At 64.3% G+C, this 14969-nt stretch carries 13 protein-coding genes and 1 pseudogene; 8 read left to right on the top strand and 6 right to left on the bottom strand.

The genetic code is table 11. From position 1 onward, the window contains the following. Nucleotides 1-90: 90 nt before the first annotated feature. Together AC5Y2L_RS03610 and AC5Y2L_RS03605 are read right to left on the bottom strand one after the other, a co-directional pair. Nucleotides 91-462 (bottom strand): nuclear transport factor 2 family protein, encoded by a 372-nt coding sequence (locus AC5Y2L_RS03610; protein ID WP_499936286.1) that lies wholly within the window; start codon nucleotides 460-462, stop codon nucleotides 91-93. A gap of 294 nt (nucleotides 463-756) precedes the next feature. After that, entirely contained in the window at nucleotides 757-1869 is a 1113-nt protein-coding gene (locus AC5Y2L_RS03605) for a F420-dependent hydroxymycolic acid dehydrogenase (protein WP_499936285.1), read from the bottom strand. Nucleotides 1870-1987: 118 nt separating this feature from the next. Between AC5Y2L_RS03605 and AC5Y2L_RS03600 the strand changes: the two genes are divergently transcribed. Together AC5Y2L_RS03600 and AC5Y2L_RS03595 are read left to right on the top strand one after the other, a co-directional pair. Further along, nucleotides 1988-2593, top strand: coding sequence for a GNAT family N-acetyltransferase (locus AC5Y2L_RS03600; protein WP_499936283.1), 606 nt, complete (start codon nucleotides 1988-1990; stop codon nucleotides 2591-2593). Between the two features lie 76 nt (nucleotides 2594-2669). Then, nucleotides 2670-3077 (top strand): nuclear transport factor 2 family protein, encoded by a 408-nt coding sequence (locus tag AC5Y2L_RS03595; RefSeq protein ID WP_499936282.1) that lies wholly within the window; start codon nucleotides 2670-2672, stop codon nucleotides 3075-3077. Nucleotides 3078-3086: 9 nt separating this feature from the next. On the opposite strand, the gene AC5Y2L_RS03590 is transcribed toward AC5Y2L_RS03595, so the two are convergent. Further along, entirely contained in the window at nucleotides 3087-5759 is a 2673-nt protein-coding gene (locus AC5Y2L_RS03590) for a helix-turn-helix transcriptional regulator (RefSeq protein WP_499936281.1), read from the bottom strand. Between the two features lie 246 nt (nucleotides 5760-6005). Here AC5Y2L_RS03590 and AC5Y2L_RS03585 point away from each other — a divergent pair. Next, nucleotides 6006-6210 (top strand): annotated as a pseudogene (locus tag AC5Y2L_RS03585) (benzoylformate decarboxylase); the annotation flags it as partial. Between the two features lie 202 nt (nucleotides 6211-6412). Here AC5Y2L_RS03585 and AC5Y2L_RS03580 read toward each other — a convergent pair. Further along, nucleotides 6413-7186, bottom strand: a complete 774-nt coding sequence (locus AC5Y2L_RS03580) for a hypothetical protein (protein WP_499943558.1) — start codon at nucleotides 7184-7186, stop codon at nucleotides 6413-6415. 349 nt (nucleotides 7187-7535) lie between these two features. On the opposite strand from AC5Y2L_RS03580, the gene AC5Y2L_RS03575 reads away from it, so the two are divergent. Next, nucleotides 7536-10172 (top strand): helix-turn-helix transcriptional regulator, encoded by a 2637-nt coding sequence (locus tag AC5Y2L_RS03575; protein ID WP_499936279.1) that lies wholly within the window; start codon nucleotides 7536-7538, stop codon nucleotides 10170-10172. A 41-nt stretch (nucleotides 10173-10213) separates the two neighbouring features. Here AC5Y2L_RS03575 and AC5Y2L_RS03570 read toward each other — a convergent pair whose 3' ends face one another. Further along, nucleotides 10214-10429 carry a hypothetical protein gene (locus AC5Y2L_RS03570; protein WP_499936278.1) on the bottom strand — a complete coding sequence of 72 codons (216 nt, stop codon included), beginning with the start codon at nucleotides 10427-10429 and terminating at the stop codon, nucleotides 10214-10216. Between the two features lie 510 nt (nucleotides 10430-10939). On the opposite strand from AC5Y2L_RS03570, the gene AC5Y2L_RS03565 reads away from it, so the two are divergent. Both AC5Y2L_RS03565 and AC5Y2L_RS03560 read left to right on the top strand, forming a co-directional pair. Next, on the top strand, nucleotides 10940-11614 hold the full coding sequence (locus tag AC5Y2L_RS03565) for a hypothetical protein (protein WP_499936277.1): 675 nt from the start codon (nucleotides 10940-10942) through the stop codon (nucleotides 11612-11614). Between the two features lie 121 nt (nucleotides 11615-11735). Then, nucleotides 11736-11819 carry an SDR family oxidoreductase gene (locus AC5Y2L_RS03560; RefSeq protein ID WP_499936549.1) on the top strand — a complete coding sequence of 28 codons (84 nt, stop codon included), beginning with the start codon at nucleotides 11736-11738 and terminating at the stop codon, nucleotides 11817-11819. On the opposite strand, the gene AC5Y2L_RS03555 is transcribed toward AC5Y2L_RS03560, so the two are convergent. Beyond that, nucleotides 11816-12502 (bottom strand): TetR family transcriptional regulator, encoded by a 687-nt coding sequence (locus AC5Y2L_RS03555; RefSeq protein WP_499936275.1) that lies wholly within the window; start codon nucleotides 12500-12502, stop codon nucleotides 11816-11818. The two genes, AC5Y2L_RS03560 and AC5Y2L_RS03555, sit on opposite strands and share 4 nt — an antisense overlap. Before the next feature lie 69 nt (nucleotides 12503-12571). On the opposite strand from AC5Y2L_RS03555, the gene AC5Y2L_RS03550 reads away from it, so the two are divergent. Together AC5Y2L_RS03550 and AC5Y2L_RS03545 are read left to right on the top strand one after the other, a co-directional pair. Then, nucleotides 12572-13657: a ferredoxin reductase gene (locus AC5Y2L_RS03550; RefSeq protein ID WP_499936274.1), complete on the top strand. Its 1086-nt coding sequence runs from the start codon at nucleotides 12572-12574 to the stop codon at nucleotides 13655-13657. A gap of 99 nt (nucleotides 13658-13756) precedes the next feature. Next, nucleotides 13757-14866 carry a fatty acid desaturase family protein gene (locus AC5Y2L_RS03545; protein ID WP_499936273.1) on the top strand — a complete coding sequence of 370 codons (1110 nt, stop codon included), beginning with the start codon at nucleotides 13757-13759 and terminating at the stop codon, nucleotides 14864-14866. Nucleotides 14867-14969 lie beyond the last annotated feature (103 nt).

The following is a 14969-nucleotide window of genomic DNA, read 5'->3' as shown; positions in this document are numbered from 1 at the left end:
CAGTGCAGCGTTGCACCGGCCTTGTTTGATTGTGTCCGGTGCACGTGTGCACCGGGCTTTGATGAAGTCACACCATCGTAGGACGGCCCGCTATAGGGCCCGAACGTCGGAAGGTGACCAGAACGCGCGCATCGAGGTGATGTTGGCGTCCTCGTCGAATGTCATCAGCGAGATGGGCGAGAGTCGGTGGCGGGTGTCGCCCGCATGAAGTGTGAGGTGCCAGAGGAAGGCCGCTTCGTTCCCGACGACCCGCAATTCGACGAGCTCGGTCTCCTTCTTGATGTCCTGGACGTTGGCGTAGAACTCGTGGATCGCATCGCGGCCGCGCCGGATGTCCGATCCGATCGGATCTTCGAGGGTGGCGTCGGCGGCATAAACGGTCAGTACCTCGTCGGCGGAGCCGGTGGCGACGAGCTCGAGATAGCGCTTGATGGTCTGTGCGATGGCTTCGTGGGATGGCATGGCCTTGGACGCTACCGGGTGGCGCCGGGCGCAGGACCACGTTGTCTCAACCACCGGGTAGTTACTACAGTGTGTAGTAGATGTGGGTTCGGCCGGTCGAGAGTGGGACATGATCATGGCCGAACAGCGCAGCGCAGTCCGACGATTTCAATGTGTACTGACGCCTTTGGTTGTGTAACAAGGGATTTCAGTGTGAGCCCAAGGCGGGAATCGGCCGGAATTTCCGCCCAGGTTTCACTTCCAAAGCCAAGGATTCACACCAAAGTCGCGACACTACGCTCGCTCCCACGCAGCTCAGTGCAGTTTGGGTAGCACGTTGGTGCGGTAGAAGTCGATGGCGGCCAACGGGTCCTGCTGCGGGAAGTGCATGAAGGGGACGGCTCCGACGTCGAGAACCGCTTGCACTGCCCGGATGTGAACGGCGGGGTCGGTGCCGACCGTCCAGTTTGCGAGCACTTTCTCGGTGGGATGGGATTCCGCCGCCCGCTGGATTTCGACGGGATTAGGCTGGTCGACGGCTCCCGCGGTGAAACGCCACAATGCGGCGGCTTGGGCGGCTGTGTTCTGATCACCCACCACGGCAAACACTTCTGCTCGTTTGCCCATTTTGGCGGGATCTCGTCCGGCGGCATGCGCGCCGGCGCTGAACGCGTCGAGCAGTTTCGGGCTCTCCAGCTCGCGCACTTGCATGATCCAGCCGTCGCCGTACTGGCCGGCCAACCGGGCGCTCTTGGGCCCGCTGGCGGCGACGAAGATCGGCGGCGGGGTTGGCGGCAGATCGTACAGTTTCAGTGAGTTGGTCTGAAAATACTTGCCCTTGACCGAAATTCGCTCGCCGCTCCACAGCTGGCGGATCAGCTCGATCGCTTCGACCAGCCGGTCATGGCGCTCGGCATAGCGGCCGAACATGTTGGTGGCCGCCTGTTCGTTCAGCCGCTCGCCGGTTCCCAGTCCCAAGAACACCCGTCCGGGGCTCAGGATCGCCAGCGACGCGAAGGCCTGGGCCACGGTCGCCGGGTGGTAGCGGTATGTCGGGCAGGTCACTCCGGTGCCAAATGAGATGCGGCTGGTGCTGTTTGCCACCAAGGCCAGCGTCAGCCACGGGAACATCGAGTGGCCCTGGTTGTCCTGCCACGGTTGCAGGTGGTCACTGGCCCACACGTGCTGAAAGCCGGCCCGCTCGGCGGCTTGCGCTTGCGCCACCAGCTGATCGGTTCGAAATTGCTCGTGCGACAACACAATTCCGACATTCTTGCTCGGCGGCAGCGGCGGCGGTGACGATGGCGCTGGCGACGACGAGGGTGCCGACGGGGTCTTGCGGTCGGTGGAGCACGCGCTGGCCAACCCGCCGGCTGCGCCGAAGCCGGCCGCCAGGGCGCCGAACGTCCTTCTTGAGATACCGGTCATCGGAGCGGAATACCCTTTCGCCAGGGCGAGCAGACGCAAAATCACCCATTTTCGTGTCGAAACGGGTGCTTTTGCGTCTGCTCGGCAGACTCCCACACCTGCGGCTACCGTGGCATGGGTGATCCCGCAGGCGCGCCCGGCAGACAAAGCCGATGTGCGCGCGTTATCACGCACCCTGGCCCGAGCCTTCTACGACGACCCGGTCATGCTGTGGCTGCTTCCGGACGACAAGTCCCGGATCGCGCACCTGCGCCGGTTGTTCGCGACGATGACGCGCCATCACCATCTGTCTCGTGGCGGTGTCGAGGTTGCCTGCGCCGGGCCCGACGTCGGCGCGGCCGCCTTATGGGATCCTCCGCAGCAATGGCATGAAACGCGTCGCGGGAAGCTGGCGATGGTGCCGACATTCGTGCGAGTGTTCGGCCGCCGGGTGGCAATTGGGAATGCCGTGCAGGAGGTGATGAAACGCGCGCATCCCGAAGAGCCGCACTGGTATCTGGCCGTCATCGGCAGCGACCCGACGGTGCGTGGCCAGGGCTATGGCCAGGCCCTGATGCGATCGCGGTTGCAGCGCTGCGACGCCGAATACTGCCCGGCGTACCTGGAGTCCTCCAAGCCCGAAAATGTGCCCTATTACCAACGTTTCGGTTTCACGGTCACCGGTGAGATCGTGCTGCCCCACGGCGGCCCGCCGATCTGGCCGATGTGGCGCGAACCGCGATAGCCTCAAGATCGCATTTACTGCCTTCGCGGAGGCACCGACAAGCCCTGCTCCGCAATGCGGATTGATGGAGACAACCATGGATGGCATAGACATGCAAGCTCTTGTGTCGCGACATCTGAGGGCGGAGGGTGAGGGTGATGTCGACGGCGCCGTCGCTGTTTATACCGATGACATCGACCACGACGTCGTCGGATTTCCCAACAGCCCTACCCGGGGTAAAGCTGGGGCGCGAGACTTCTATAGGTACCTGACGGCGAATTTCCGCACCGAAGATGAGCAAGTCCTGCATCGGTACCTGGCAGACGACGCGATGATCCTGGAACAGATGATGACTGGCACGGTCGTCGGATCGATGTTGGGGCTTCCGGGCAACGGCCGCCGTATCAGTTTCCGCATCCTGCATATCTTCGAATTCCGCAACGGACTTGTCAGCCGTGAGAATGTCTGGCTCGACACGGCGGCCATTGCCGACCAACTGAGCTGATACGGCAGGTTATTCGAGTGGTATCGGCTTGCGCACCAGCGCCGCGAGCTCGTCTCGGCCTGTCACACCGGTTTTCGCCATCGCGTGGTAGATGTGGCTTTCGACGGTCCGTATCGAAAGGGTGAGCCGCTCCGCGACGGAGCGGTTGGAGAGGCCCTCGCCGATCAACGTGACGATCTCGCGTTCCCGGTCGGTTAGCGGCAGCCGCGCGGTGACCTGCAGGAGCGCCGGAGTGCTGGCACCGCCGCATTGCTGGGCCAGCGCCTCGGCTCGGGTCGAGCACCCCAGCGCGGACCCGCGCAAATTCTGCCGACGGTACGCGATGGCCGCGTGCGCGGCCGCATCAACCGCGGCGACGAGATCGCCCATGCGCTCGAATTCCTCTGACACTGCCGCTAATTCAGGCCCGTCCCCGGCATGCAGGGCATCGGCGAGCCGGGCAGCGAGGCCCGCTCGCGGACCCTCGACGATCGCTTCGAGTTCGTGCAAACGCGGTCCGCTGGCGCGGTCACCGAACTGGGTCGCAGTCTGCAAGCACATGACCTCAGGGGCGAATTGGCCATTGGCCCTTGCGGTTTCTGCGGCAGAAAGCAATAGCGTTATTCCCGCGGTGACGGCGCCCTCACATGCCGCCACCCACGCGCGGGCCATCGCATACTCGTAATCCAGGAAACGCCAACTCGGATGCCGCTGCGTCTCGAGCGCGGCAAGGGCCGCGACGGCTTCGACGGTTAAACCGCGCAGGGCAAGCGCAATCACGGATGGGATCTGACATCGATACACCCAGCCATTGCTCTCGGCCGAGGCGGTTAACACCCCCACCACGGGCCCCAGCATGGAACACGCGGTATCGATCTGGCCAGCACTCAACGCCACTCGGCCCGCCACAGCACTGCATAACTCCGCCGCCCCCGGTACGTTAGCGACTCGCGCACCGAGCCAGTCTGCCCGTCGTCGTGCATCGGCTATCCGGCCCGCCAGCACCAAGGCCCCGGCGTGGGCGTCAGCGATGGACACAAACGCCCGCATCGCGACGGGGTATCCGGCCTCCGCGGCAGCCTCCGCCTCCGTGATGCGGCCGGCGTCGCCGTGCGCGACGGTCCTAGCCCAAGACGTCACACGCTTGGCGACGTCGGGAAGCTGGTCCCAGGCAATGCTCGTAGATGCATTTCTGGCCGCTTCCGGTTGGCCCATCGCCGCGTAGTAAACGGTAAGAAAAGCATCGATGCAGCTGCGGGCCTGCCCTGAGGCGGTGTGGGACGCCTCGTCGATCAGCTTTCTCGCGCCAGCGGGGTCGGCGAGCGTGAAGAAGCGGTTGGTGGCCCGCAGGAAGGTGAGTCGTCCAAATTCGGTGTCGGTCAAGTCGGGGGTGGGGATTTCGGCGAGCACCGCGTCGGCCTCCACACCGCGGCTGAGCCACGATAGTGCGTACGCTCGGATGAAATGTGCCTCGGCTGCTCCGCCGGCGCGGGTGGCGGCCGTGGCAATTCGATCGGCCAGTGGCAGATCCAGGAGCCAGGCAGCGCCATGGGCGGCTTTGACCAACAGCTCCGGGTCCGGCTCCAGGTCGGAATCAAGGCTCAACGTCGCGCGGCGGACCACGACGCGCAGGTCGTCTCGGTCGTCGGATGCCGCGAGTTCCGCTGCGACGAGCCCCCGAAGTCGTCGCAACCTGGTCGTTGCCGCGCGTTTCCGGCGCACCTCACCGTAGAGCGGATGCGCCACCCGTGCCTCACTGCGACCGTCGACGTAGTCCAACGTGATCACGCCCCGACTCTCGGCCTCCTCAACTGCCGCCGGGCCGGCAATGCTGATCAGCGACGTTAGTTCGATGGGCTCGCCGACCGCCAGGGCATCAACAACGTCGCTCACCGATAGCGGGAGTGCTCCCATCCGCGCTTCGATCAGTTCGACCAAGCTGGGTGTCATCACCGGGTCACCGGTCCACCGCCACAAACCGCTGCGGTGGGCAAGTCGACCGTCGGAGACCTCCTGTTCGACGATGTTGCGCAGATACAAGGCGTTGCCACGGGTTAGCTTCCATAGCCGGCGGGCAGCATCCGGATCCACCGGTCCGCCCAGGGTCGTCGACAGCAGCGTCGTGGTTTCCTCCTGCGAGAGCGGCTGCAGGTCGAGCCGGTCGAACTGCCCGGCTTTCCATACCTCCTGAATCCCCCGGGAAACCTGCTCGCCGTCGCGAACCGTGAGCACTACTTTCGCAGCGTCGCGTGAAACAATTTGATGCAGAACGAATGTCGAGAGCTCGTCGAGCAGATGAACGTCGTCGATAGCGACAACCACGTCGTTGCCCGGAGCTGCGGACGTCAGTGAATCAATCACTCCGCGGACGAGCTGGAGATTGTCGGTGGCAGCCGACGGCGCCCACGACGCGAAGGCACCCAGAGGAAGCGACCGCGCAGACGACGTGGCGACCGCCCAACGGAATTCGCGTCCCTTCGACGCCGCCGACGACAATGCCTCACGGACCAGTCGGCTCTTTCCTACACCCGCCGCCCCGCACACGACGATCCCGGAAAAATCCGAGGCGAATAGCGCCGCCTCGACGATTTGCATTTCCTGCGAACGGCCGATCAGCGGCCAGCCGTCTCCGTTGCGCCGCCCTCTTCTGCGGCTTCCGGGGACGGTCTCCCCAATGGTCAGTTCGTTGTCCGCTTCGTGCATTTCAAGTGTCATCCTGTTCGTCAGGGGTACGGCAAACAAGCGATCGGACGATGGCCATCACGGTGAGCCGGTCAAACACCCCTCATGCACATCTTCCGCCATCAAAAGGGCAATGTCTGGGATAATGAACTACCTCTTAATCAGCCAAACGCTTTCGTACACATGTCGATTAGTCGCAAGCGATCCGGGAGTGCCCTCCGATTACGCGACGATTTGCGCGCGGGCCGCCGAAGATGTCGATGCCGCAGCCTCGTTGCGGCATACCGCGGCAATACCGCACTGATCGTCACCGCCGCTCGGCAGACCCGCGAAATGCCGTTGTGCGAACCGTATTTGAACACCCCGATGCAGCCGTGCTGCCGCAGCCTTGGGCCAAATGGGCCGAGCCGGCACGTGCCGATGAGTGCCGGCGGCATTCATCTGCGCCTACGCGGTGGCGGCCCAACTACCGCCAGCAATCGACGTACCCCGCGAAGGGATTTCGGACCGCGCGTCAGCACGACTGTCGCCATGACGAATTCGCCGGCCGGATCAGCCGGGGGGAGCGCACTGTTTAGAGCGGTGCTGGGTGCCCAATGATCGCCCTCTGTACGGTGACCCAGAAGTCCATTCCGGACCTGCCCCGCTGTGCACCATCGGCGACGTCGATTACTTCAGGGGCGTGTGAATTCGCAGAACGCCTCATTAGGCTTCTCAACTACGACTCTGCCTTCCAGGGTGATCCGACACCCTATGGTGCCTTGCCTCTTGGATGCGTTCACTTGGAGAACTTTCACGTCAGGGCTGACGGTGGTGGTTCGCTGCCATGGCACCTTCGTGTGATCGGGTACCGCCTCGGTCGAGGGGAGGGTGTAGATGGAGTACACCTCGCCTGACCCGGTCAGTTCGAATCTCACCGTTCCTTGCTGGTTGGTCGGCGTCGGGGGATTTGGTGGGTTCTTTCCTGGAGCGGGTTTGGGCGCTGCCGGCTTGCCGAACACGATGGCCACGAAGTCGGTTTCCCCAATGCGGTCGAAGCCAGTACCGAACTCGGTCCAGTCGCAGTTGCCTACCAACTGTCCCGCGCCGGCCCGGTAGGCCTTGTTTATCGCAGCGGCTTGGGGATCACCTTCGCCGGTGAACACGCGTATTTCGCCGTTGTATCCGGGGCCCAAAGCCGCTGAGGGTACATGCGATACCGCGACCGCCCGAGCGCGCGCTTCGAGGTCGTTACTTCTATTCAATGGCGGACATCCCGGGCCGTATTTGTGGTGGTCGGCCGTGATGACTCTATCGATCTCCGCGTCGGCGTGGGCTATCGGCGCCGCCAGTGCTGAAACCAACGCGGTGCCTGTCAGCGCGGTAGCGATGGCAACTGATGCTCGTGTGCTCATCGGAGTCTCTTTTCCGGGTGCCGGCCACAGCATTTGTGGCGTGCGGCCGATCACTAGTTCGGTTTGTGCCGGCAGCGGTATCACGCGCCCTAATGGCATCGTTGAGCTCACCGGACAGAGTCAGCTCAGTAGTCGACTACTGCAATTTCGGCAGGCCCGATGTGGCGGTATTTAGGCTTAAATTTCAATCGCGGGAAAGACCACTGACCTGATCGGCGCAATTCCGTAACCGGACCGGCAGGATTCCCTGTGACAACGGAACGAGCACCAACACCTCGGTCTTCTTCTGAGCGTCGGCCCGGTGGCCCCGAAACCCGCGTATCTTGCGCTGTCCGATAAGCAGCACGCGGCCACGAGGCCGTTTGCTCTGTCCGTTTCACGCGTACGCCTTTAGGATGTGCAGGTGCGGTTAGCGTGGCCGCTGACCGGCCGCTCGGAGGAAATGAAACTCGTCGAGGCCGCGCTGTCGGCCCCCGAGTCATCCGGGATGATCGTTTGCGGAGCGGCCGGGGTCGGCAAGAGCCGCATCGCGCGCGACGCCCTGTTGACCGCTGAGTCACGGGGCGGCGAGACCCGGTGGGCGGTCGCGACGTCGTCGGCGCAGTCGCTGCCCCTCGGGGCGTTCGCCTCCTGGGTGCCTTCCGATGTCACCGATACTCTGCAATTGGTGCGTGAGGTGATCGATGCGCTCACGCGCGCACCGGCGGGCACCCCGGTCGTTGTTGGTGTCGACGACGTGCATCTGCTCGATGACCTGTCGACGTTCGCGCTGCAGCAGATCGTGCAGCGGCAGGCCGCCAAAGTGCTCCTGACAGTTCGCGACGGGGAACCGATTCCGCCTGGGATACAGGAGATATGGAAGGGCGGTCAATTCCACCGGCTCGACCTGCAGCCCCTGTCGCGCGAGGAAGCCGCGAAGCTGGTGTCGGCCGCGCTCGGCGGCCCGCTGCACCCCGATGCCGCCCACCTGTTGTGGACGCTGACCCGCGGCAATGTGTTGTATCTGGTCAACATCGTCGAACAGGAAGTCTCCGGAGGTCGACTTGCACCCCAGCATGGGTATTGGCGATGGGCGGGCGATCCGGTCATGCCGCCCGGCCTCGTCGAGTTGATCGAAACGCGGGTCGGGGCGCTTCCGGGCGCGATTGGCGACGTGATCGACGTGCTGGCCGTCGGTGAACCTATCGAGCTGGTGTCGCTGCGTCGCATCACCGATCCGGCGGCGGTCGAGGAGGCTGAAATGCGTGGCCTGATCACCTTGGACCGCGTCGACGACCAGGTCGATGTCCGGGTGGCGCATCCCCTCTACGGCGAGATACGCAGGAATCGCGCAGCATCGACCAGGCTGCGTCGACTCCGCGGCCTCGTCGCCACCGAACTCGCGGCATCGGAAGGACGCGATCAAGTGCGAACGGTGGTGCGGCGAGCTGCCTTAAGCCTCGACTCCAATCTGACGCCCGACGCCGAGCTGTTCATCAAAGCAGCCGAAGGTGCCGTGTGGCTTGCCGATCTTCCCCTTGCTGATCGACTTGCCGATGCCGCGATCCGTGCAGGCGGCGGGGCCGAGGCCAACATCGTTCGCGCACATGCACTGTCGTTGCGCAGCCGCGGCCAGGAGGCGAACACTGTGCTCGCCGACACCCCTACCAGCAACTTCACGGCGGCCGATCATGCCCGGCTAGCCTTTCTGCGGGCCAACTTACTGCTGTGGCAGCTTGCAGACCCTTTGGGAGCAAAGAACCTCATCGACGCCGCGTCGGCGGTGACACCGCCGGGGGCCCGCGACTGTATTGACGCCTTCTACGCGGAGCACTGGGCGGCGATGGGTAAGTCCGCATGCGTATGGGAATCAGCTAAAGGCATTGTCTTGGACGAGCTTCCGGCGTTCGCTGGCGCCGTGACCGCCTGGGCGTTGGTTGTCGCGGCAGGAGACGCGGGCCGCATCACCGAAGCCGTCGCGGCCGCCGATACCGGGTATGCGATCGCTCGGCGGGCGTTCGATGCCGCACATATGCGTTTCGTCATTGCCGACCGCCACGTCGGCGCACTCCTGCTGGCCGGGCGAATACAGGGAGCGCGGGATCTGGCGGACGGGTTACGACGGCACGCCACCAATCTCGCGGGGGCAGCTGAGCTTTATGCTGCCGCAGTGGGTGGCCGAGCCGCCCTCGGTCGTGGGCGCCTCGATACCGCATGTTCGCTGCTGAAGGTCGTAGTTGGCGTGTTGTCGGCTTCGGGCGAGACTATCGGTTGGGGCTACCTATGCCAGATCCCGCGGACGATTGCGCTCGGGATGCGGGGTTTGGCTGATGAGGCGGCAGCCGCGTTCGCAGAACTTGAGAAGCAGCGGCATCCGAGCTGGCGGTGCGTTGACTACGAGGCGACTTTGGCGAGGGCGTGGGTTGCCGCGGCAGAAGGTGCAGTCAGCGAGGCAATCAGAACTGCGTTATCCGCGGCCGAAATTGCCCGCGCCAATGGGCAATTCGCGGCGGAATCGATGTGTCTGCAGACGGCCACGCAGTTCGGTGACCATTCGGGTGCGGCTCGTCTACTCGAGCTCAAGACGATCGTGGAAGGACCGCGCGTGGGTATTGCGGCGCGGTTCGCCCAGGCGCTGCGTATAGGTGATGGTGCTGAATTGGCCGCAGTGTCAGATGCATTCGAGAAGATGGGCGATCTCGTCGCGGCTGTCGATGCGGCCGCACATGCGGCCATCGCGTACCGCCGGCAGAATCTGCGCGGGTCTGCGTTGAGATGCTCTGCCCGAGCGGAAGCTTTGGCCGAGCAATGCGGGGGCGCCACAACGCCGGTACTACGTCAGGCCACCGAGCGGCTGCCTCTGACAGACCGGGAACGAGAGATCGTGATGTTGATTCGCGAGGGGTTGTCCAACCGCGCGATCGCGGACAGGCTGACCCTTTCGGTACGCACCGTGGAAAGCCACATTTACCGGGCGATGGCCAAGACGGGTGTGACAAGCCGTGACGAGCTTGCGACATTGATACCCGGCCACGGGTCCACACCCGGCGACATGCGGTAGTCGCTGCTGCCGTCGGCGCGATTTTCAGTGTCGGGCACTCGTTAGGAGCAATCGTCGTCTTTTCGAGTCTGCTGCTGTGCCGCGGCCAGTTTCGCCTCGGCGATTCGATAGATGCCGCCAAGGGATGCCTGCTCGACGGCGACGTACTCGCTGATCACGTCGGGAGCAACGCCCGCGTCGCGCAGCCGCAATGCCAGGGAGTACGGCAGCGGGAGCCGGCGCAATGCCCGCTCGCGGCTGCTGAGTTCATCGGACATGGAGCCAGTGCGCTTACGGTACGCACGTCATGGGCGGGAGCGCGGTCACGACGGCAAGTGATGGTCGTATGCTCATCGGAGCTACCTTTGGGTGCGATTTGGCTAAGCGGGCAGCCGTGCTAGCGACTGATGACATCGTCACCGCGGGCGAGTCTCGGCCTACTCAGTAGTGAACTACTGCAATTGCGGGCGGCTCGGCGCACCTCTACGTAATAGCGACGCAGGTGTGCGCGACACAACGGCGGCGTCAACTAGTCGCCGGATAATCGAACCTCAGGACTTGTTCAGCGCGGACTTCGGGTTGGCGCCCTTCCCGCCGTTGCTAAGTAGCGCCACGTCGCGGCGTGGCGAGATTGCAGAAATTGCAGTAGCCCACCACTGAGCTGACCCTGCCTAGTGAGCCCCGACGATGTCATCACGGCCACGTGATCACTACTGCCCGGCACAAAACCCAACCACTGATCGGCCGCACGCAACAAGTGCTGCGGCCGCGCCCGTAAAGGAACTCCGATGAGCACACGAGCGTCTGCGGCACTTGCCATCGCGACCGCGCTGACCGGCTCCACACTGGCCCTCACATTGGCGGCGCCAATGGCCCACGCCAACCCCGAGGTCGATGCCGTCGTCACCGCCGACCGTCACAAATACGGTCCGACTTGTCAGCCATTGAAAAGAAGCGACCAACTCGAAGCCATCGCACAGAGGTACTCGGTAAGCCCCGCCGCCCAACGTCCCAAAACCGGCGACTTCGACGTCAAGTACAACGGCGAAATCCGCGCGTTCTACGGAACGGGTGATCCCCAAGCCGCTGCGATAAACAAGGCGTACCGGGACGGCGCAGGACAGTTGGTGGGCAACTGCGACTGGACCGAGTTCGGCACGGGATTCCACCGTTACAACGTCGATCAAACCGACGTCGTCACGATCGTGTTCGGGAAACCAGCCGCACCCAAACCAGCCAACCCGCCCGCCGCTAGTCCCGCTACCAAAACGGCGTTCGTCGATGTCGAGGATGTGGACGTTTACGACGTCCCAGGCGGCAACGGGAAAGTCCTCGGGATATTACGGAAGGACAAGGGCGTTCAAGTGAACGCCGACTGCAAGTCACAAGATTGGTGTCTGGTCCGAGGCGTCGCCGTGCCCACTGGCCAGGGCTGGATCTGGGGACACCTAAGGTTCGAGTAGCTCGCGCGACCGTGCGTCATGGCGCCGACACGCGACCGCGTTCATCACCGGCGGCGCCGCCGGGTTGGGGCGAGCCTTCGCCCGCGCGCTACCAACTGGAGGGGCGAGCGTCGTCTCGGCCATGGTGTTTCTGTGTTCGGATGAAGCCTCGTTCATAACCGGCGAAACCTTAAGGGTCAGTGGCGGTTACCCAGTCGGCATCTAAGAGCTGCTGCGCCAGCCGGCGACGCCGATGGCGATCATGCGCAGCTGCTTGACGGCGATACGGTGAATCTCCTCCAGCGCCTCGGCACTCTGGGCGTCCTCGATGGCCTCGGCGGTCACGATCATCGCGTTGACGAAAAGGCTTGCCAGCACGTTGAGGTCTTCGGTGCTCCATTCGTTCAATCGCGGAAAGCGCGCCAGGTCGGTGGCCAGCTCCGAGGTGATCAGGCGGATCTCGGTGCGAATCGCATAGCGCAGCACCGAAACGCCGGTGGAGCGTTCCCGGGCGATGAAGCGCCAGTGCTCACGCTGGTCGGCCACGCTGCCGACCAAGATCTCGACGGACGATTCGATCACCCGGCTCGGGTCGAGCTTGCCCGCGCGGGCTCCGCGCAGCGTGTCCCGCAGGCTGCGGAACGACTCGTCGATCAGCACCAGCCCGAGTGCCTCCATCGACTCGAAGTGACGGTAGAAGGCCGCCGGCACGATCCCCGCCTCGCGGGTCACCTCCCGCAGGCTCAGGTTGCTGAAGCTGCGGTCGTTGAGCAGCTTGAGCGCCGCGGAGATGATGGCGCGACGGGTGGCCTCCTTGCGTTCCTCGCGGGAACGACTGTCCCGGCCTTTCTCGCGGACCTTGTCATTGCCGGAGCGGCGGGGTTGTGAGCTAGGAGTACGACTGTTCACTATGTGAACCGTAACACAGACCTGCCGAAACCCTTGACCACCTGCACAGCATGGTGTCACGGTGTACACATGTTCACTCAAACTTTCACTCGGACGATCGCCCGGCGAGTCCTGAGTTCTGACCTCGTTGATCTGCTCACCGGTCCGCACGGCGTCGACCGGTACACCGAGCTTGTGACGCCGACATGGACGTCGGGCCAGCCGCGTGCGAAGGTGACTGACGTGCGGCGGACCACGCCGCGCAGCGTCACCCTCACGCTGGCTCCGAACGCCGCGTTCACTGACCGCTACACCGTCAAAGCGGGCCAGTTCGTCAACGTCACCGTCGAGATCGACGGTCGCATGCACTCGCGCTGTTACTCGCCGGCCAACGTGGAGGGCAGCGCCGAGCTCGAGCTGACCATCGGCCACCATGAGGGCGGGCTGGTGTCGAACTACCTGTACGAGCGCGCCCGTCGCGGCATGGTGGTGGGCCTCGACGGTGTCGGCGGCGACTTCGTGTTGCCGGCGCAGCGTCCGCGGCGGATCTTGTTCGTCTCTGCCGGTAGCGGCATCACCCCCGTGATGGCGATGCTGCGCACGTTGGTCGCCGAAGGCCATTTGAGCAGGCCGGGTCACGAGATCGCGTTCGTGCACTACGCCCGAACCGCGCGGGAGGCCTGCTACCGCGACGAGCTCTCGGCGCTGGCCGGGGTGCGGGTGCTGCACGGCTACACCCGATCGGACGCCGGCGACCTGGCCGGCCGGTTCGGAGCGGAGCATCTGGCGGCCGCCATGCCCTCGCCTGACGCGGTGTTCGTCTGCGGGCCAACCGCTTTGGTCGATGCGGTGAAAGAGCACTGCGAGAACGTGTACACCGAGAGCTTCGTGCCGCCGGTGTTCGAGCCGCCGACGAACCCGTCGGGCGGACGAATCACGTTCGCGGACAGCGGGGTTGACGTCGTCGACGACGGACGCTCGCTGCTCGAGCAGGCCGAGTCGGCCGGTCTGACGCCGCAGAACGGATGCCGGATGGGCATCTGCCACACCTGCACCCGGCGCAAGGTGTCCGGTGCGGTGCGCAACCTGACCACCGGTGCCGTCTCGACCGGGCCCGACGAGGACGTGCAGATCTGCGTGACCGTCCCCGTCGGCGATGTCGATATCGCCCTCTAAGACCCCAAAAAGACCAAGCGACTGTGAAATCGGCGACGGCAATACGGCGTGTCGCGTCGTCAAGTTCACAGTCGCGGTGAATGAACCAAGGAGAAACTCATGTCAAACAAGATCACCCTCACCAAAGAACAGGCCGACGCCTTCGGCCGTGAGCTCGACGCCATCAAGGAACGCGTGACGGCCGACCTCGGCGAAGAGGACGCCGAGTACATCCGCCGGGTCATCAAGGCTCAGCGCGCCCTGGAAGTCGGTGGCCGCGCCCTGTTGTTCCTGCCGCCGGCCTGGCTGCTGGGCACGGCGATGCTGGGCGTCGCAAAGATTCTGGACAACATGGAGATCGGCCACAACATCATGCACGGCCAGTACGACTGGATGCGTGACCCGACGATCTCCGGCCGTGAGTTCGAGTGGGACACGGCCTGCCCGGCCGACCAGTGGCGGCACTCGCACAACTACATGCACCACACCCACACCAACATCGTGGGGATGGACCGCGACATCGGCTACGGCATCATCCGGATGAGCGAAGACCAGCCGTGGGAACCGTACTTCCTGGGTAACCCGGTCTACGCGTTCCTGCTGATGGTGTTGTTCCAGTATGGCGTCGCATTGCACGAACTGGAGACCGAGCGGATCCGCTCCGGTGAGATCAGGCTGCGGGACAAGCGTGAGACGCTGCGGGAGATTTGGAAGAAGACCCGCCGGCAGACGCTGAAGGACTATGTCGCGTTCCCGCTGCTGGCCGGCCCGTTCGCGCCGTTCGTGTTCACCGGCAACCTGACGGCCAACCTGATGCGCAATGTGTGGTCGTACATGATCATCTTCTGCGGCCACTTCCCGGAGGGCACTCAGGAATTCAGCATCGAGGAGACCAAGGACGAGTCCCGCGGCCAGTGGTACTTCCGCCAGGTCCTGGGATCGGCAAACCTCACCGGCGGCAAGCTCTTTCACCTGCTGTCCGGCAACCTGTCGCACCAGATCGAGCACCACCTGTTCCCGGACATGCCGGCCCGGCGGTACGCCGAGATTGCGCCCGAGGTGCAGGAGATCTGCGAACGCTACGGCATCCCCTACAACAAGGGCCCGCTGCTGCGGCAGTTCGGCACCGTCGTCCGCAAGATCGTCCGGCTCACCTTTCCGGACTCCTGGAAATTGCGGTCGCGCGGTAAGGCCACCGTGCCGGCTGAGAAGGAGCTTGTTGCCGCATAACCTCAGCGAGCCTGCGCTGAGGGCGCCGAGACTGCGTCCAGGGTGTGTCTCCCCGAGACATCGGGCCACCCTGGACGCAGTCTCGAGCCACGACGCCGGCGAG

The sequence above is a fragment of the Mycobacterium sp. NGS66 genome (genome assembly GCF_059812225.1).
This window is presented reverse-complemented; position numbering and strand designations above follow the sequence as displayed.